Source organism: Aporhodopirellula rubra, assembly GCF_014192335.1.
GTDB lineage: Bacteria > Planctomycetota > Planctomycetia > Pirellulales > Pirellulaceae > Rhodopirellula > Rhodopirellula rubra.
This window is the reverse complement of sequence record NZ_JACHXU010000030.1, coordinates 79,150-98,194: the sequence shown is the minus strand read 5'-3', so window position 1 is coordinate 98,194 and position 19,045 is coordinate 79,150. Positions and strand designations below refer to the sequence as shown.

The 19,045-nt window shown below is 58.2% G+C and carries 11 protein-coding genes; 6 read left to right on the top strand and 5 right to left on the bottom strand.

The window, feature by feature from the left end; all coding sequences use genetic code 11:
* Window positions 1–902 precede the first annotated feature (902 nt).
* The 3 genes from FHS27_RS27490 to FHS27_RS27480 are packed head-to-tail and all read right to left on the bottom strand — an operon-like array spanning window position 903 to window position 5,949.
* Window positions 903–3,218 carry a peptidase M50 gene (locus FHS27_RS27490; protein WP_184309078.1) on the bottom strand — a complete coding sequence of 772 codons (2,316 nt, stop codon included), beginning with the start codon at window positions 3,216–3,218 and terminating at the stop codon, window positions 903–905.
* Window positions 3,218–4,360: an HlyD family secretion protein gene (locus FHS27_RS27485; RefSeq protein WP_246421088.1), complete on the bottom strand. Its 1,143-nt coding sequence runs from the start codon at window positions 4,358–4,360 to the stop codon at window positions 3,218–3,220. The genes FHS27_RS27490 and FHS27_RS27485 overlap by 1 nt, the downstream gene beginning before the upstream one ends.
* Window positions 4,354–5,949, bottom strand: coding sequence for an efflux RND transporter periplasmic adaptor subunit (locus FHS27_RS27480; RefSeq protein WP_184309074.1), 1,596 nt, complete (start codon window positions 5,947–5,949; stop codon window positions 4,354–4,356). Before FHS27_RS27480 ends, FHS27_RS27485 begins: the two co-directional genes overlap by 7 nt.
* 281 nt (window positions 5,950–6,230) lie before the next feature.
* Between FHS27_RS27480 and FHS27_RS27475 the strand changes: the two genes are divergently transcribed.
* From FHS27_RS27475 to FHS27_RS27465, 3 genes are all read left to right on the top strand, one after another.
* The gene (locus tag FHS27_RS27475; RefSeq protein ID WP_390854719.1) at window positions 6,231–8,132 is read left to right on the top strand and encodes a TolC family protein; all 1,902 of its coding nucleotides are present in this window, start codon (window positions 6,231–6,233) and stop codon (window positions 8,130–8,132) included.
* A 71-nt stretch (window positions 8,133–8,203) separates the two neighbouring features.
* Window positions 8,204–8,971, top strand: coding sequence for a hypothetical protein (locus FHS27_RS27470; protein WP_184309072.1), 768 nt, complete (start codon window positions 8,204–8,206; stop codon window positions 8,969–8,971).
* A gap of 203 nt (window positions 8,972–9,174) precedes the next feature.
* Window positions 9,175–9,924 (top strand): hypothetical protein, encoded by a 750-nt coding sequence (locus FHS27_RS27465; protein ID WP_184309070.1) that lies wholly within the window; start codon window positions 9,175–9,177, stop codon window positions 9,922–9,924.
* 715 nt (window positions 9,925–10,639) lie between these two features.
* On the opposite strand, the gene FHS27_RS27460 is transcribed toward FHS27_RS27465, so the two are convergent.
* Both FHS27_RS27460 and FHS27_RS27455 read right to left on the bottom strand, forming a co-directional pair.
* On the bottom strand, window positions 10,640–11,785 hold the full coding sequence (locus FHS27_RS27460) for a leucine-rich repeat domain-containing protein (RefSeq protein WP_246421080.1): 1,146 nt from the start codon (window positions 11,783–11,785) through the stop codon (window positions 10,640–10,642).
* Between the two features lie 53 nt (window positions 11,786–11,838).
* A complete protein-coding gene (locus tag FHS27_RS27455; protein ID WP_184309068.1) occupies window positions 11,839–13,167 on the bottom strand; it encodes a Gfo/Idh/MocA family protein in 1,329 nt (442 codons plus the stop codon).
* 316 nt (window positions 13,168–13,483) lie between these two features.
* Between FHS27_RS27455 and FHS27_RS27450 the strand changes: the two genes are divergently transcribed.
* The 3 genes from FHS27_RS27450 (at window position 13,484) to FHS27_RS27440 (ending at window position 18,971) form a co-directional block, all read left to right on the top strand.
* A complete protein-coding gene (locus FHS27_RS27450; protein WP_184309066.1) occupies window positions 13,484–15,595 on the top strand; it encodes a sulfatase-like hydrolase/transferase in 2,112 nt (703 codons plus the stop codon).
* A 69-nt stretch (window positions 15,596–15,664) separates the two neighbouring features.
* Entirely contained in the window at window positions 15,665–16,642 is a 978-nt protein-coding gene (locus tag FHS27_RS27445) for a hypothetical protein (protein ID WP_184309064.1), read from the top strand.
* Window positions 16,643–16,898: 256 nt separating this feature from the next.
* The gene (locus tag FHS27_RS27440) at window positions 16,899–18,971 is read left to right on the top strand and encodes a S46 family peptidase (RefSeq protein ID WP_390854717.1); all 2,073 of its coding nucleotides are present in this window, start codon (window positions 16,899–16,901) and stop codon (window positions 18,969–18,971) included.
* Window positions 18,972–19,045 lie beyond the last annotated feature (74 nt).

The following is a 19,045-nucleotide window of genomic DNA, read 5'->3' as shown; positions in this document are numbered from 1 at the left end:
CGTTCTGCTGGCGAACAGTGAGTCTGGTGTCGAGGGACTTTGACGATGGCCAACTATTGCAAATCTTCAAGCGGCGAACAGGGACTGAAGTGGGCGCGGGTTTGGTTCAAGCAGTTTTGTCTGTTTCACCGTCGACCGGTCGATCCTTCGAAAGAGTTTACAGCCGAGGAGGTGATCGCTTTCTTGCGTTCGAAGCGGGATGCGGGCGTGCCGGCATGGAAGCGGATGAAGGTTATCAAGGGGCTGAGGCTTGGGGGAGGGAATTGTGTCGGCCCTTCAGGCCTTGGGGTTTTTCTGTGGGGGGGACCGGTGGCTGACGCCACCGGCATTGGATGTGTCGGCCCGTTGGGCCTGGGGTGGTTGGTTTCTGGGGGACGTGGTTGGAGGTTGTGGGGACAAATTGGCGGAGCAATTTGGCGACTATGGGTTGGGGCGTTGGGTGGCCGAAGAAAAGGCAGCCGGTACCGCTGCAGCCATTCGTACCGCACACCTTTTCCTCATCCGGGAGCAGGCGAGTTTCGAAGATTGCGGACTTCGTCCGCTTGGGTGACTTTCTAGGGGACAGCAATGTGCTTCCCGTCCAAGTGCCCCTCGGATACCAGCAGAGGGGGTAATTGTGGCATGTTGGCGGGGGAGGTGCAAGTTTTTTGTTGGTTTGGTGGGGGGAGAGTTGTATGGGGTTGGTGAGTGCTTTTTGTGCTGGGGGGAGGTTGGGGTTTGATTCTTGATCTTAATCTTGATCCTGATCTTTGGTTTTGGGGTGGTCTGTGGGGGTGGGCCTGGGTTGTTGGGGCTTGATGGTGTGGGGGCTGACCGAGGGCCTCGGTCAGCTACGGGGGAGGATGGTTATTGTGTCGGCCCGTTGGGCCTGGGGGTGGCCGGTTTTTGGGGGAGGTTGGGAGCTAGAAGTTTTCTTTGATCCATCTTTGCCATCGTGCGAAGAGGGAGGTGGCGGGGAGGTGGATTCGGGTGGGGGTGACCAATCGTGTTGGGAGGATCCATTCGCGTGCGTTTGCATTATCGAGACGCACGGTGACTTCGTACCAAACTTCTTTCCGTGTCTGCGAATGCGTGAGTTGCTGTGGATGGCTGCTCCATCCTGATGCAATGATCTCTTCAGGGAGTTCGTCCACGGGATCGGCCGAGACTGTTTCGACGGAACCACTGAGTGTTCCGGCGGGGAGGCCGCGATATCCAACCGAAACGGGTTGTCCGGGACGCACCGAGTCAATCGATTCTTGACGGACGAACAGTGAAACGTAGCGACGGGTCGGGTGCCCAAGCCGGCCGAGCAGCGTGCCCGCTTCCATCGTTGCTCCTACATTGCGAGAACGCAGCGGGACGCCCACCCAACTGAATCGTTCACTCATTCGTTGCCACTGAGTGATGCGCCGCGGCGGTGGATCGTATCGTGTCAGTCCGGTGCGGTTTCCCAATCGCAACTCATCGAGCCGGCGGGCGATCGTGGCGTGCGTCTCCTCGGCGCTAGCGAGCCGCTCTTCGAGGATGGGGTGCAACATGGATCGCGAGGGTTGATCCAAGCGGTCGATGCGTGCAGCAGCCAACTCGGCGCGAAGTTCCTTCACTCGTCCACGAGCGACACTCTCCTGTAACCGCAAACGCCAATCATCGAGTTGAACGACTCCGTCGAGCTCGCCTGTTGCGACGAGCGTTCCAGGCCTGGCAACATAAACCGGCCGCTCGTCATCGGCATGGATTAGCCCGCCGACGCGCCGACCGCGGGGCAGTGGCACGAAGAGAATCAAGGCAATCACAATTGCCGCTCCGGCCATGCCCCAACGTTGGCGTCCTCGATCGTTTTGCAGATCGCCCTCCGCCGCGGTCGATCGATTGTTTCGTTTGCGTAGTTGGCTCAACAGCGTGAAGCCGAGCCAGAGGGTGATGGGCAACGCTAGTCCGATGCCGACCCGGGATTCGATGAACGCGTAGGCCGCCCATACAATGGCTGCATACACGAGCGTCCGATACAGGAGGCTGGCCATGCCGTATGCCACCAATCCGAAATTTTGTCCAGCGCCCATTCTGTGTGTGCTTGCAGGTTCCGCCCGGTCTCGTTTACCGCGAAACCAACGCGAGCATGTTGACCGCATGGCCGATTGGGCTTGCGCGGAAAGATTGGGGATACCAATCCAATCGGAAAGGATGTAATAGCCGTCATACCGCAGCAACGGGTTCGCGTTGATTAACAGAGTGCTCACGGATGCGACCATCACGATCAGCGCCGCGAGGTCATGCAGCGTTCCGGGCTGCGTCGTCGCCCACACCATGACCGCGATGGCTGCAACGGTCCATTCCGCGATCATGCCGGCGGCTGAAACGAGAATGCGATCGCGGCGACGCGGCATCAACCACGTGTCACTGACGTCGCAGTACAAACACGGAATCCCCAGCAACAGCAACACGCCGATTTCGCGGCATCGCCCTCCCAAGGCGGTGCAGACGATCGCGTGCGAGAGTTCGTGGATGACTTTCGTGACCACGACCGCGAAGGCGAACATGATCAAGATACCGTTCACCGAAGAGCCCCCGGCACTGGTCGTCGTCAACGATGAAAACAAGCGTGTGCCGGCATCGGCTGAATCGGCCAAGAATTCATCGAATCGCACCCCAACGATCGCGAGAGCGCAAAACACGAGCACCGCGACGACTGCCAAAACACGCCTGGCCCCCTTTTCTTTCTCGTGCGTGAGCGTTTGGGGTGCGGTTTGCGATGCTCCCGGAGAGGTCAACTGATTTTCTACCTGACTGGTGAACCGACGACCGCCCCAACTGCTGAGCAATTGATCTAGCCAACCACGGAGCCAACCACTGCGGCGTCCAGCGAGCCATCGATCGGGGGTGATTCCGGGCAAACGGATCGCGAGTGGCTGGGACCACCACGGACGCCCCGTGTGACTCGGCGATGGCCGCCACAACCGTGACGCTGGCATGACGTCGTTGGTCACCAATAGTCCCGTGCGGGAGGCGGTCGCGAGAAACTGCGCCAGGTTGCTCGGTTCGATCAGCCCGCGGTACTTCGCTTCGATCTCTTCAAACGAGCCGCCTTGGATGAGCGAACGAAGGATCCCGAACTCGGCATCGTCGAAAAAGTGAAACGCTTGCGACAGCGGGTCGTTTAACACCCAGACGTATCGATCACCGAGCGAAATGTGGCTCGCGATCAGGTCCGGCCGCAGTTGCAAACGGGGCACGCTCATCAGCGGATCTCGACACGTGCGTTCGAACCGGGATAGATGCCGCCGATGTTGTCAAACTCGATCCAAAACCGCACCTCTCCGGTAACCGCATCGATCTCGGGACTGACGAATTTTGATCCGCCGGGAACTTCGACGGTCCCGCCTCCAGGTTGTGAAACGAGAATTCGAATCTCGTTTGATTGCCGCAGGGTCTCGGCATCGAGAGCTTTTGCGAATCCCTCGACCCGCAATCGTTTCGTGTTGATCACGCGAGCTACGATTTGCCCGGGACGCACCCAATCTCCGACGCGAACGTGCATGGTCACAACGGTTCCGCCGATCGGTGTTCGCAGGTGATGGGCGGCGAGCCGGTTGTCGGCGAGGTCGAGCTGTAACGCTTCGATCTCCGCCTTGAGCGAATCCTCCTGTCCGGCCGATCGAGCGGCCTCGAGTTCGACCAACGCGGTTTGGCGTTTCAGCCGCAGGGTTTCCGCGGCGGCTTCGTCGAGCCGCACGTCGATCTGCGCCATCTCCAGTTGGAACTTCGCCTCGAGCGTTTCCAACCGGGTTCGCTCGAACGCGAGTCGCAGCGATTCGATCTCCGATTCCGAAACGGCATCCGAAAAATTCTGTCTCGCGTTTTTGGCCCGCATCCATTCGTTCTGCGCAACGGCCTCGGCCTTTTCGGCGGCCTGGACTTTCAAATCGTTCGTCGCCTGTTGGCGGTTCACTTCGCGGCGAACCGTGTGCTCGGTGATCAGTTGTTCGCGTTCAGCGACGGTGGCTTTCGCCGCCTCCAACGCGTCCTTGGCGTCGCGTCGTTGTTCGGCGATTTGCAGTGCACGTTCGGCCAACGAACGTTCGATCTGCGACTTCTCGTCATCGAGCTGCACGATCAGATCGTTCGTTTGTACGGAATCTCCTTCTTGCACGTTGACTTGCCGCACCGTTCCCTCGGTCGCCGATGTGATCGAAGCTTGATCAATCAACACGACCACGAGATCAGCGACGACCGTCTGCGTGGTATTCTCAGTCGCTCTCGCCGCGACCGCACTGAGACTCAACATCCCAACCGCGATCACCCCAACGGCGGAGTGTCCAATAAAGCGACGTCCAACAAAGCAACGTCGCACCATCAAACCGACCTCACGAAAACTCACCATCCGTAACTCCTCACCCATTCGATCAGCGGACGAAACAAGACGAACCCGACGGCCCGGTTCCCGGCATGAACCACCCCGACGACGGTGGCACCGACATGAAGATCCGCGGGCATGGTTTCCGCAGGCATATTTTCGGAAGACATGGATTCCGTGACCCGCATCGTCACTCCGACCACGGGTTCGCCCCGTTCGGTCCAATGGACGGTATTGGCCACGGACATTAATTCGGCGAGAAACTCAACATCGGGTGACGAACGCAATCGCAGCGTCGCGGTGACCGGTTCGCCGGTTTGCGTGGCGGCGCTGAAGTATCCGAAACTCTCGTCGGGCAAATCCAACACCGCGTGATAACCGCCACTGGGGTCGACAATCTGCATGAGCCATTGGCTCTGCATGACGTTTTGCCCCAACAAGTCGGATTGATCGTCCCGCATCATGACACGCCCGTTGACGGGAGACTCGATGGCGAGAGAACGTTTGACGTCGCCGATCAGAGTCGCCTGCTCTCTCAGCGAGTCGATGCGTGACCGCAAAACCATTTGACGTGCCGACCGACTGCGTGATTCCGCAGGGGAGCTTTCACCACGAGAGACGTCGTTTCCTGATCGCCCGTTTGCGGTTCGCCCCGTGCCGGATTGGTTCAGCCGCAGCGTGGCGAGTTCGGTTTCGGCGGATGCCAACTCCCCGGCGAGACGTTCGTACTGCAATTGAATCTCGGGGCTGTTGATTTCCGCGAGCGGGTCTCCGGCCTGGACGAGTTCGCCATCGGAAACCGGTAGCGTCACCAACGTTCCGGAGGCAGGTGCGAACACGCCGCGGGACGTCGCCGGTTCGATTCGTCCTTCGACTGCCAATCGAAAGGGGACAGGAACACTCAGCAGTACTCCCACAATCACGGCGGCGATCGCGAGGCCGGCAAATCGTTGCCCGGTGCTCAACCGTCGCCACCACCGCGACGTGACGCGTTCGGAACGATGTGATGTCGAGAGCCATGACGCCAACACGACCTTGGCGGCCGCATCGATTTGCGGTTGGATCGGCGTGATCGCCTCGGCCAGCGGGACCGCCTGAGGCATGAACCGCTGCATCACGATCACCGCGTGGACGGCAGACGGATTCGAATCACTCGCATCCTCATGTTTGTCCTGTGTGACGTCGTTCCGTATGGCGTCGTTTTGTACGTTGTCCTCGTGCGAGTCTCGATCACGGTGATGGTGATCTCGCCCGTGAATGGGCATCGCGAACAGTTCCAAGCATTCGGGGCGACGCGACTGCGGGTCGATGTCGAATGCGGGTGAGGTGACCGCGGCGCCTTGCTCTCGGACTCGCGCGGCGATCGATTGCAACCGCACGACTTCACGAGAACGAGCATCTAGCGCGACGGTGGTGGACGTCGCGACCAATTGCGGATTGGGCGTCGTCGTGACGAGGTAGCTGACCCGATCGACGTTCGCCACGGCAGCGATCTCGCCGCAGAGGGCGCGGGCGCGCACGGCGGGATCGGCGAGCGAATCGGTTCGCCGCAGACGTTCGAGTTCGAAGACTCCGATTTGCCGCTGGCGGTCGCGAGGAGAGGGAACAGCGTTCATGGGTGCATTCTACCCGGCGACGACGCAAAAGCCTCGACCCATTGGTCAGTTTCACGTTGTGAAACACGCTCAGACAACGTTTCGTAACGGTTTGACTGGATCGAGTTGTGTCGATTCGTCGAATAAAGACGAGAATGCGGAATACTCCGCCGTGCCGGCGCAACACTCTGCTCTTTGGAACATTGAACACATCCACCAAATCTGATAGAGATCCGAAGTCGGGAGCGATCCCCGGACTGAAGGAGTCGTTGGGCACCGGACTGATGTCCGATCCGCCTCAGATGGCGATTGCCTATGGTGGAGTCGACCGGGCGGGACGCACACGGCCTCGTCGCACGGGCGGGTCGACGGCGCACTGGGGGGTGCTGTCGATTTTGCTGTGGTCGCTGTTAACCGGCGGTATTCTGTCGTTGTTTTCGGGCGTGCTGGGGTGTCGTGCCAGCCGTGCGTTGCCTGAAACGGTCTGCAACGACACGACTTGTGTTGACGCTATCATGGCCAACGTCGACGCCGGTGCTCCACCGAGCGAGCGTGACAAGGCGACTGCGATCGCGACGGCACCGCTTCCGCCGATCACGATTCGCGACGCCGATTCGCTCGAAAATGCTGAGTACTTTGACCTCACGCTCGCCGATGCGATCCGCACGGCGCTAACGAACTCGGAAGTCCTTCGCGACCTCGGTGGCACGGTGCTGCGGGCTCCCGAACAAATGCCCACGGAGCAAACGCTGCCGTTGGTCCAAACCGATCCGCAGTCCGGTATCGAAGCCGCGTTGTCGGCCTATGACGCTCAGCTCTACGCACTCGGGAAGTGGCAAAACAACGACCGGCAATTCAACAACCGCTTCTTCGGTGGCGGTGCGAATTCGTTTCAGCAAGACCTGCACGACTACGTCTTCCAGACGACCAAACGGACCGCCACGGGTGCGGAATTGGCGCTGCGCAGCATCACGGACTATGACGCGAACAACGCGACGGGGAACGAGACGCCGAGCGCATGGCAGACACAATGGCACGCCGAATTGCGACAACCGTTGCTGCGTGGCGGTGGGTTAACGTTCAACCGGATCGGTGGTCCGTCGGCGTTGCCGGGGGTTTACAACGGCGTGTTGATCGCCAAAACCAACAACGACATTTCGGTCGCCGAGTTTCGACGTGACGCACGCAATTATGTCAGCAACGTGATCAACGCGTATTGGGATTTGGCGTACGCGTATCGAGACGCCGACGCTCGTGCCGAGGCACTCGAACGAAGCCGCGTGACGTGGCGAAGTTACGACGCACAGAAAACATCCAACCGACGCGGCGGATCGGCCGAAGCACTCGCTCGCGAACAATACTATCGATTCAAATCGGAATACCAGGATGCCGTGGCCGGGAAACTGGTCGGGCGCACTCAAGTCAACAACGCCTCTTCGGGTGGAACGTTCGCGGGCATCGGCGGCGTGTTGGCGACGGAGCGGCGGCTGCGTTTGTTGATCGGCATGCCCGTCAGCGAAGGTATCTTACTGCGGCCGATCGATGAACCGATTACCGCGCCGATCGTTTTCGATACCGAATCGCTAACCGCGGAAGCGATCCGGATGCGAGCGGAACTGCAACAGCAACGTCTGTTGATCAAACGCCGCGAAATGGAATTGTTGGCAGCCAAGAACTTCATGTTGCCGACACTCGATCTGATCTCGACGTATCGACTTCGGGGGCTCGGCAAAGATTTGACGGGGTCCGATTCGGCGTTCCAAGAGATCGGTGACATGGATTTCCAAGAATACGAAGCCGCGCTCGAATTCCGTATGCCGGTTGGTTTTCGCCAAGCCCATGCGACGGTGCAGAACGCGAAGCTGCAAATCGCCCGCGACCGCGCGGTGTTGAACGAGCAACAACGGCAAATCATTCACGACCTGTTGGGTGTTATCGCCGAAACCGATCGAGCCTACGCGTTGGCGGAAACGAGCCTGAACCGGTATCTCGCCGCGAGAGACGCTCTCGACGCGTTGGAGGCGAATCGCGAAGCCGGTTTGCCGATCAGCCTCGAACAGTTGCTCGATTCGCAGCGTCGGCTCAGCGAATCTCAAACGCGGTATTACCTCGCCGTCACCGAATACATGGTCGCGATCAAAAACGTCCAATTCGAAACCGGCACCCTGCTCGAGAACACGCAAATCATGATCGCGGGCGGCTGACCGCTTGAAAACGGAGCCGACTTCGCCAAGACTTGCGGGCCCGTTTGATCCTAATTTGCAAAGATTCTCGCATGGCCGTCCGGCTCAACGTTCTGATTCTCCGTCCCACCGGTGGCGGCTCTTCGTGGCACGCCCACTGCGACGACCTGCTCGGCCACGTGCTCGGACGACCGGGAATCGACGTCACGCTCCTGGAACGTTTGCCGATCGCGGGAGAAGAATCGACCGAGATGCTGGCGCTCGAATCGATCGGCGGTCACGCCGCCTGTTTGGCCTGGGAAGCCCCACAAAAGGTGCTCGAGGATCTCGATCGAGCAGGCCGCCCGATGACACGGCGGCCGCATGCGGGTGACCCCGGTGCCGGGCACGACGGTGAACCAACCGCCGAATCGGGCGTGAATTCATCGCTCTCGGGCAATTCGGCGGCAAACAGTTCGCATGCAGAGAGCACCAACGGCGATCGTCCTCGGGGACGGATGTACTTCTTCGACATGCGGCAGAATCAAAACGCCGCCGAGGTACTCGATTCGCTCGTGTCGCTGCTGAAAACGCTGCAGGTCCCGACGTTTCAGATCGGCGGATCGACGCCCATCCTGGCCGCCCCGGCATCGCCATCGCCAGCCAACCCGGCTGCCGCGAAAACTGCGGCCTCGGAACCCGTGCCACCGGAACCTGCGGCCCCAAAACCTGCGGCTCATTCGGTTGATTCCAGCGAGGCTGACGTCAATCCGGCCGCTCCCGCCACCTCGCCGAACCGATCGAGTGCCACGGCGTCCGAGCGGTCTACCTCGGACGAACTCGACCGTTTGGTCGACCAACTCGATGAGTTGGACATCTAAAGCGTTTCAACGTGACGTGCCCTTTCCACCGCCGCGACGTTCACCAGCACGCGGCCGACCGTCTGGTGACGGTAGCGTCATCTCGATCCCATGGGATACTGCCGTCAGTTGACGTGCCCAGAACTCGCGTCAGACGGTAGACTGGCCCAGCCGCCTCCGTCGAACTCAGCACCACCCCACCGTTTTCCGCTCCCCAGATCTCCATGTCCGACAAGCCCAACGACGCTTCCGAATCGAATCCCGTGTCCGACGACGAGCCACAATCGGAAGCTGCCGTCACCGAACAAACGACGGCTGACGCGAAGAAAGACGATTCGCCAGGTTGCCTCCCGGCTGTTGTCGCCGGCACACTTCTGATGGGAATCGTGGCTGCGGTGTTGTGTGGTGTCACCACGTGGATCCTGTTTCAAAAGCGAGCTGAAATTGCGGTTCGTACATTGGAAGGGTTTGTCCCCATGATCGAACAAAGCTTGCTCGAACCCGAGGACAAGGCCGACGTGATCAAGCAATTCGAATCGTTGATCAAAGAGATGAGTGCGCCGGATTACCCGCCTGCCTCGGCCGCCGCGATCATGCAGCGGGTCGTGCGATTGCCGATCCCACACTGGGGCGAACTGGACGCCGTCGAATCGTTCGTGAATGAAAACTACGAAGGCGACGACAAAGAACGTGCGTTGACGGACTTGTCACGCGTTCGCAAAGCCGTGCAAGCGAATCTTGCGACCGTTTTTGACGTTGTCGATGTTCTCGAACCGGTCGCCGTCGTTAACGAGACCACAGGCAGTCGGTCGTTAAAAACCAAGATGACGCGGAAGGACATCGATCAAGTGATCGAGCGTGCCGGTTTGCTGGCCGATCGCGCAAAGATCAAGGACCAAAGGTATCCCCGCATCGACATGGCAACGATCCTTCGCCAAGAAATCAAAGCGGCGAAAACGGAAGGCGGCTACTAGTCGCGATTGGTAAGTCAAATGCCGCGCCGCTAACAGTAGCTGGAGTCGCTAACAGTCGGTCGCCCGAAGCCCAGCGGCGATCGGTAACTCATTGGAATGCACCATTGATAAGTGCTGGATTTCGATAGATCGCTTGCGGCGATCATAGAACGGGCTAAGCACGGAGTGCCGGCACAATCTTTTGCGATTAGCGGCGAAAGCCGTCTTTGTGTCGGCCCTTCAGGCCTTTTGTTTTGGCTTGATGCGTTTACCGGGGCTTGGCAGCCCCGGCAAAGGTTCTGCCGGCCCTCCGGGCCTTATTGGAGAGCCGGGGCGTTTTCGAGAATGAGTCCGGGGATGCGCAATTAAATAGGTGCGGTGTTTCGTTCGATTGTTTGCGGCGATGATCGAACGGACTAGGCACGGAGTGCCGGTACAAACACTGCCGGGGGTGCCAACCCCTGGCATCAAGCTCAATGACGCACCAAGGCCTGGAGGGCCGATACAACCTTTTCTGATTTGCGGCGAAAGCCGTCTTTGTGTCGGCCCTTCAGGCCTTTTGTTTGGCTTGATGCGCCTACCGGGGCTTGGCAGCCCCGGCAAAGGTTCTGCCGGCCCTCCGGGCCTCATGGCAGCACAACGCGTCATGATGGCGGCATAACGCGTTGCCGGTTTGTTTGCATTGACTTCAATCAGCAATGCAGTTCGTGCCCCGACTATACGAGGGACCTCGATACTACTGGCCTTCGATGTACTTCAGTTGGATGTCAGTGTCGGGCAGTTTCTCTTTCAACTGATCGACGCCTTCTTGGGTCACGGCGGTGCGAGTGACTTTCAGCTCCTTGAGCGACTTCAAGTCTTCGAGGTGGACCAAGCCCGCGTCGGTGATCAAAGTCGATCCGAGGTGCAGGAATGTGAGGTCTTTCAAATCGCTTAGATAAGGCATGCCTTGATCGGTCAACCGAGTGTTGTCCAGATTGAGCCATTGCAATTGGGCGAGTCCCTTGAGCGGTTCGACGCCTCGGTCGGACAGATTCAATCGCCACACGTTCAGCTTTTTGAGCGAACTCATTTCCGCCAGTGGCGTCATCGCGTCATCCAGCAACTGAGAACATTCGCTCAAATCCAACTCTTCGAGCTTGGCGAGTTTCGGCAAGAACTTCATTCCGTCGGCTCCGATACCGGTCCCGGCAACACGGAGCTTTTTCAAATTGGGAAACGCCGACATCACGTCGATGGCGTCGTCACCGATGGTGGTGCCCGCCATGTAAAGTTCCTGCAGATTCGTGAGGTTGGTGACGGAACTTAACCCGTCTTCACTGACCCACAGGAAATCCACGGCGAGTACTTTCAAATTGGTCAGCTTCGAGACCGAAGCCATTCCGTCATCACTAACATCGCAATCACCGCTCTTGCCCGACAGGCGAAGAGCTTTCAGTTTCGATAGTCCCGTCAAATACTCCAACCCGGCATCGCCAATGGGACAATCTCGCAAGTCGAGGTTTTCGAGCGACGCGATCTCACCGATCCATTTCAAACCGTCATCGGAAATCGGAACGCCACCGAGCAATACCGAACGCAAACGCGGCAATTGACTCAGTGGTTCCAAGTCGGCGTCGGTCACCTCCGTGCCACGAAGGTCGATTTCTATGATCATGCCGTTTCCGTCGCGCCGCATCTTCGTCGTCATCGCTTCGACCGCAGCGACCGCGTTGGCGGGATCGGCCGGTTGCGGTTTCGCCTCGGCCGCTGGCGTTGACACGTCGGCGGCCTCGTTGACGTCAGAACTCGCTTCGGTATCCACCGTGCGGGAACTGCACCCGGACACTCCAACGACAAACAGAACAGCGATGCAGACGGGTGCGTGGATAAAACGGCGCAATGAGATTCTCACGTTCGAGAGGTACGGAAATGGGATCGATCGCGACGGCGCGATTACGCGGTGACTTCCCAACCAGGGCGATATTCTTTTCGCAAGAACACGTCGGCTTCAGGGCAGTTGGTCGCCTTGAGATTTTCGCCATCCCAGTCGAGTTGTTTGCCGGTGCGGAACGCCACGTTTCCGAGAAGGACCGATTCACTGAGTGCGCCGGAGTAATCGAAATTACACGTGGTCGCTGAACCGTCCTTGCATGCTTGGATCCATTCGGCGTGGTGCCCGATCGAATTCGGGATCGTTTCCTCGGGAGGAGTGAAGTCGGCGAACTTCTCTTTCGGAAACAGTTTGTAGTTGCTGTAACTAGCGAACAGGCTTCCTTCGCTGCCGACGAACATCACGCCGCTTCCGGGCACCCGCTGACCGGCCACCGTCTTCGGCGTCATAGATCCATCGTACCAGGTCAGATCGACCGGTGGCATTTCGTCACGAGCGGGGAATTTGTATCGAACGATCAATCCGAGCGGGCAGGTTTCCGGATGGACTTCGGGGCCCTCGGCTTCGCACGACGTCGGATGACGCAGGTTCAACGCCCAGAACGGAAGGTCCATGTAGTGACATCCCATGTCGCCCAACGTTCCTTGGCCGAACTGCCACCAACGACGCCACTGTGCCGGATGGTATCGGCCTGCCGCGTAGGGACGCTCGGGAGCCGGTCCCAACCAGAGGTCCCAATCCAGATGCTCGGGAACCGGATCGGCTTTCTCGGGCAGCTCACCACCGCCCCAACCTTTGCCGACCCAGACATGCACTTCTTTGACATCACCGAGCGCACCGGACTGAACGATTTCGACCACGCGACGGTAGTTATCCTCAGCATGTATCTGTGTCCCCATTTGCGTCACCACGCCCATCTCTTTGGATGCGTTGGCAAGGATGCGGGCTTCCTCGATTGTGTGCGTCAGTGGTTTTTCGCAGTAACAGTGCAAACCCGCGCGGATGGCACGGATTGCGGCGGGAGCGTGATGATGATCGGCCGTTGAAATGACAATCCCATCGGCCTTGTCCGCTTCCTTACTGATCATCTCCCGATAGTCGCGATAGGTGGCCGCGCCCTTAAACGTTTCGGACGCGCGATCGAGATAAGTTTGATCGATGTCACACAACCCAACGATGTCTTGCGACTGGACACCGGCCAGGTTCGCGGAGGCTCGGTTAGCCGTTCCGACGATCAAGAGTTTGAGTTTATCGTTAGCCGAATTCGATGCTTGAACAGGGACGCCTGTGTAGACACCCGCGGCGAAGGCGGCACCGGCCATCCCTCGCAGAACGCTTCGACGATTTGGACGAGCGGACGCAACGTTGTTTTTGTTTCGATCGGTAGGCACTGGAGTCGACACCTTGGATGGGAAGGATGTGGGGAGTCGGACAGGAGGGACACTGAGTATAATTCATCTGCGAAAGCAAAGGTTGAATACTCACGTTTTGACATGAGAACGTTCGACGCGAAAGCTACCAACCCCATGCGATCGGATTCAGCTATACTCCTTCTATTGATTTCCTGCGCAGATGGTTTCAGCGGCAACGATACCCGCACAAACCCGCGGATAACTTCTCGATTCCCGCGAAAATTTTCTGCAGAAAATTTTGAGCCTGAATCCCCCACCTACCTTCACTTCCCTCCTCACTCGCCTACCAATTTCAATGCCCCGCTTCTATGCATCGCAATTTGCATGTTTGTTGATTGCCGTCCTGAATTTGCATCTCATCGGTTTGAACGACACCGGTTATGCCGCGTCACCGGATCCGAAACCGGCACCGAACGTCATCTTTATCCTGTGCGATGACCTCGGCTGGGGTGACCTCGGCGTCCTGCATCAGAACGAATCGACTCACCCCAAGAAGTTCGCAACGCCCGCCCTCGATGCGATGGCCCGCGAAGGTGCCCAACTGCGGAACCACTATTGCCCGGCTCCGGTTTGTGCCCCGAGTCGCGCGTCGTTGTTGTTGGGTGTCCATCAAGGTCACTGCGGTGTTCGAGACAACCAATTCGACAAAGCCCTTCCTGACAACCACACGCTCGCGACGGTCTTAAAAACCGCCGGTTACCGTACCGCCATCATCGGGAAGTATGGTCTACAAGGCGGCGTCAAAGGCGATACGTCATCTGGTTTATCCCAACGGTGGTCTGCGTATCCGACCAAGCGAGGTTTTGACGACTTCTTCGGTTATGTGCGCCACGTCGACGGCCATTTGCATTACCCGGCGGAAGACTGGCCACTGGGAAATTCGGAAAACCACCGCACTCCGAAAGAGTTCTGGCACAACGACCAGGAGATCTCGCAACAACTCGGTCGTTGCTACACGACGGATCTGTTCACCGCTTATGCGAAGAAGTGGATCACCGAACGATCACGTGATGACAATACTGCGCCGTTCTTTCTTTATCTCGCCTACGACACACCACACGCGGCTTTGCAAGTTCCCACGATGGAATACCCATCGGGGCAAGGGCTCAACGGTGGCATCCAATGGGTCGGTAAAGATGGAGAGATGATTAACACCGCGCACGGAACGATCGACTCGTTTCGGTATCCCGAACACACCGGTAAAGAATGGTCGGATGTGGAAGAACGTTTCGCGACGATGGTCAAACGCATCGATGATTCGGTCGGCGACCTTCTGCAAACACTTCGCGATTTGAAGATCGACGAGAACACGCTCGTTGTTTTCTCGAGTGACAACGGACCGCATCACGAATCGTATTTGAAAGACGTCAACTACGCTCCGACATCGTTTCAATCCTACGGACCGTTCGACGGCACCAAACGTGACACTTGGGAGGGCGGTATCCGTGTCCCGACACTCGCGTGGTGGCCGTCGCAAATTCCGGCTGGAACGATCGACCGCACGCCGAGCCAATTCCACGACTGGATGGCGACGTTTGCGGACGTTGCCCGAACGTCTCCACCGGCAGTATGCGATGGCGTCTCGTTAGTGCGATCGATGACCGGTAACGCCGACCGGAGTGCGAGCAAAGTTTACGTCGAGTATTCGGTCGGTGGCTCGACGCAGCCATATGACGATTTCGAAAAACGAAAGCGAAAACGCAAACGCGGCCAAATGCAGGTCTTGATGCACAAGGGCTACAAAGGCGTCCGGGTCAACATCACCGACCCGAACGCGCCGTTCGAAATCTACGACCTCGAGAACGATCCCAGCGAAACGAAAAACCTGGCCGACACGTCGGACGAATTCGTCAAACTACAACAAGAGATGCAAGACCGCGTTCTTCGCATGCGGCGGCCTAACGAAACCGCGAAGCGTCCCTACGATCAAATGCCGGTTCCCTCGTTACCCGCAGTTCCGATGACGCCGGGCATCATTCGATCGGTCGCCAAGGGCTCCTTCGACTGCGTTCCGGATTTTGATTCCATTCGTAGCCAACCGCCATCGGCTGTAATTATCAAAGGCATCCCGAACCGTCCGGCCGAGTCGCATCTCGGCAATGAAGACCGCGTCTACCGGTATATCGGTTTCCTGGACATGCCCGCCGATGGCGAATATCGGTTTGAATTGCAATCGTCGACACCGTCATTCGTTCGGGTCCACGACGCGATTCTGATCGACAATGACTTTCATCACGACGCGTCGCAGAAGCGGTCGACTCGAATTCGCTTGGCAGAGGGTCGCCACCGGTTTACGATTACGATGTTGGCGAAACAGGGAGAGCCGATGTGGTATCTGACTTGCCACGCCGAAGGCGATTCTTCGAACGATCTCACAGACGGTGGTTGGGGCATACCGAAACCATAACGCGAACCTTCGCAATAGATTGCCGGTTGCGCCACGGGCGCGACTTTCACTACGAACGGATTTTGATAGATGGCAGCTTTTTCTCGTCGTTCTCGCAAACCGAATGCCCCTCCTCAGGCTTCCGAGACGACGAACCGATACCGCCAAAACGCGAACGGAACCGCGGGCGTCCCGCGACCGACCGGTTCGGCGGTAACCGCCCAAGGTTCGGCGAGTCCGGGTCAAACCTCCGCCGGCAAAGTTCGCCCGGCACCGCCGAAGATCCGCCCACGCGACCCCGCCGCATTGACGGGATTGGCGATCTGGATTCGCCAGAACCAGCCGTCGTTGGAAAAAATCAAATCCGAGCAGCAGCGTATTCACGCCGAGATGCTCAAACTCAGCCGCGCGATCGATCGCCCCAATTTCCTGAAAGTTGGCCGTGACGACCTGGTGCGTTTGATCCACTTGATGGACGAGGCGTTCTTTGAATCGCGGGTGTTGCCGGTCGCAAAAGCCGAAGGGCTCGACTTCAAATTCTCGTCACGAATGACCAGTGCGGCGGGGAAACTGGTTACTCATTACCCGACGGGCCGAAAAGACGCGCCGCGAACGTTTGAATTGATCCTTTCGTCGACGCTACTGTTCCAAACGTTCGAAGACGTCGATCGCCCGGTCACCGTCACCGGACGTAAGTGTCGAGACCGACTCGAAGCGATGCAGCGGGTTGCCGAACATGAAATGACACACTTGATTGAAATGTTGATTTGGAACACCGGCAATTGCTCTCAACCGCGTTTTCAGGGCATCGCGAAATCGTTCTTCGCTCACACCGACTACCAACACGACCTGATCACGCAGCGGGAACGTGCCGCGGCGAAATTTAACATTCGTGTTGGTGATATGGTCTGGTTTGACAACGGTGGCTCGAAAATCGTCGGCCGCGTCAATCGCATCACCCGCCGAGCCACCGTGCTCGTGAGCGATCCCAAAGGCGAACGGTTCAGCGACGGCGGGCGTTACACGCGTTGGTACGTGCCGCTGGAAAAATTGCGTCCGATGGGATGACATTCGATCGGGATCGCACGCCGGGAACGCGCACAACGTTGTGGGTCCTTCGCGTGTTGACCGACTTCACTACGTTGCCACGGCGCGTTTGGTCTTCTACCATTCAACTGATCGCGCAGCATTTGCGTGGTCTCTCGGCGTCTGATTTGTCTTTCAATATTCATCGGGCGTCTGAGGTTCACCTCGATCGACTCGCAGGCACAGCGGGTCGCTTTCCCTCCCTCGTCCCCACCTCGTTCCTGTGAAAGTAACTTGCATGCTCGGCGGCTCGCTTCGACATCTGACCTTGGCCCTTTCGGTGATTGCGGTATCCATGATTCCATCGACGACGACCACAACCCATGGCGATGAGGGCATGTATCTGTTCAATGATTTGCCGCGCAGCCTTCTGCAGGAACGATACGGTTTCCAACCATCGGACACGTGGGCCGAAGAGTTGCGTCTGGCCTCGGTTCGATTCAATTCGGGAGGATCAGGATCATTTGTTTCGTCGACGGGACTGGTTTTGACCAATCATCACGTCGCCAGTGACACGTTGCAGAAACTCAGCAGCGAAGAACATAACCTGATCAAAGACGGATACCTCGCGAAATCTCACGACGAGGAACTCAAGGCACCCGACCTCGAACTCAACGTCCTGATTGAGATCGAAGACGTCACCGATCGGATCAATGCCGCGGTCACGAACACGACCAACCCAGACGTTTCGGCGAAACAACGCCAAGGGGCGATTGCGGCGATCGAAAGTGAATCGTTAGACCAAACGGGTCTTCGCAGCGACGTGGTCACCCTGTTCGGCGGCGCCCGTTATCACTTGTACCGATATAAGAAGTACACCGACGTGCGTTTGGTGTGGGCCCCCGAAACGGCCGCCGCATTCTTTGGCGGCGATGCGGATAATTTTGAATACCCGCGTTACAACCTCGATGCCACGTTGATGCGAGTTTACGAGAACGGCGAGCCGGCCAAGATCGATCACTTTCTGCGGTGGAGCGACACGCCGGTCAGTGACGGCGATCTGATCTTCGTCAGCGGGCATCCCGGCCGAACCCAACGCATCTTCACCGTCGAGGCTCTGGAGTATCTCCGCGACACGCGTCTGCCATTCGTGTTGGACTATTTACGACGCAAGGAAATCCTTTTCCAACAATATCAACTCGAAGGCAACGAAGCCTCGCGCCGCGGACGAGACGAATTGTTCGGAATTCAGAACGCACGGAAAGCCTACACGGGCATGCTCGCCGGTTTGCAAGACCCGCAAACGATCGCGACACGGCGAGGCCGACAACACCGCTTGATCACCGAAGCGAGCAACAACCCGCAATTGCGGCCACTCGTTTCGGCATGGCAGGAAATCGCTGAAATCCAAAAAGAGAAAGCCGCTCAGTTAACACGATCGGTTTCTCTGCGTAGCGATCTGGTCCAACTCGCGATCTCGATTCTGTTGCTCGCCAAAGAAGATCAGAAACCCAACGGTGACCGGTTGGCGGAATACACCGACGCGTCGCGTGAGTCGCTGCTCAATCGATTGACCAGCCCGGCGCCACTGTATGACGATTTGCAACGAGTCAAACTCGCCGATGAGATCGCGTTGTTGCTCGAACGACGCGGCATGGGCGACACGCTCGTCCAGGAAGTTTTGGCGGGTCGTTCGCCTCGTGAAGTCGCGGCGGAAATTGTCGACCAGTCGAATTTGGACGATCCCGAAGTCCGCCGACAATTGATCGATGGTGGCGTCAACGCGGTACTCGGCAGCGACGATCCCGCGATGCGACTCGCCCGGATTCTCGAACCGGAATACCGAGCCTACCGCGCGGTCGATGACCAATTGTCCGAACGCGAAAAACAGGCCTACGCAAAAATCGCTCAGGTCGTCACCGCGATCGAAGGAACCGGTGGATACCCCGATGCCACGTTCACACTGCGTCTCGCGTTCGGGACGGTGAAGGGTTACATCGAAAATGCGGCCGAGATTCAACCCACCACCAATTTCGAAGGCGCGTTCGAACACGCCGCCGCTCACGCCGGCCAAGACGACTTCGATCTTCCGGAGAGTTGGATGAACGCGAAGGACAAGATCGACTTATCGACACAATTGAATTTCGTCTCGACGGCGGACATCATCGGCGGCAACAGCGGTTCACCGGTCGTCAACCGTGAGGGGAAATTGGTCGGATTGATCTTCGATGGGAACATCCAAAGCCTCACGAGCGATTACCTCTACACCGACCAACAGGCTCGCGCGGTCAGTGTCTCGGGCGTCGGAATTCGCGAAGCGTTGCGGACGATTTACGAAACAGAGTCGCTCGCAAACGAACTTGGGCGATAGGAATGGGCTCTCTTTCAATGGATGGCGAGCGTTGTTGATTCAATTCCACTCGCGGAGCGAGTGGTTGACGAATT

What these genes read in the sequence shown, in the direction of transcription:
- FHS27_RS27490 (WP_184309078.1), bottom strand. Translation starts at nt 3,218, where the DNA reads ATGAGCGTGCCCCGTTTGCAACTGCGGCCGGACCTGATCGCGAGCCAC.
- FHS27_RS27485 (WP_246421088.1), bottom strand. Translation starts at nt 4,360, where the DNA reads ATGGTGAGTTTTCGTGAGGTCGGTTTGATGGTGCGACGTTGCTTTGTT.
- FHS27_RS27480 (WP_184309074.1), bottom strand. Translation starts at nt 5,949, where the DNA reads ATGAACGCTGTTCCCTCTCCTCGCGACCGCCAGCGGCAAATCGGAGTC.
- FHS27_RS27475 (WP_390854719.1), top strand. Translation starts at nt 6,231, where the DNA reads ATGGCGATTGCCTATGGTGGAGTCGACCGGGCGGGACGCACACGGCCT.
- FHS27_RS27470 (WP_184309072.1), top strand. Translation starts at nt 8,204, where the DNA reads ATGGCCGTCCGGCTCAACGTTCTGATTCTCCGTCCCACCGGTGGCGGC.
- FHS27_RS27465 (WP_184309070.1), top strand. Translation starts at nt 9,175, where the DNA reads ATGTCCGACAAGCCCAACGACGCTTCCGAATCGAATCCCGTGTCCGAC.
- FHS27_RS27450 (WP_184309066.1), top strand. Translation starts at nt 13,484, where the DNA reads ATGCCCCGCTTCTATGCATCGCAATTTGCATGTTTGTTGATTGCCGTC.
- FHS27_RS27445 (WP_184309064.1), top strand. Translation starts at nt 15,665, where the DNA reads ATGGCAGCTTTTTCTCGTCGTTCTCGCAAACCGAATGCCCCTCCTCAG.
- FHS27_RS27440 (WP_390854717.1), top strand. Translation starts at nt 16,899, where the DNA reads ATGCTCGGCGGCTCGCTTCGACATCTGACCTTGGCCCTTTCGGTGATT.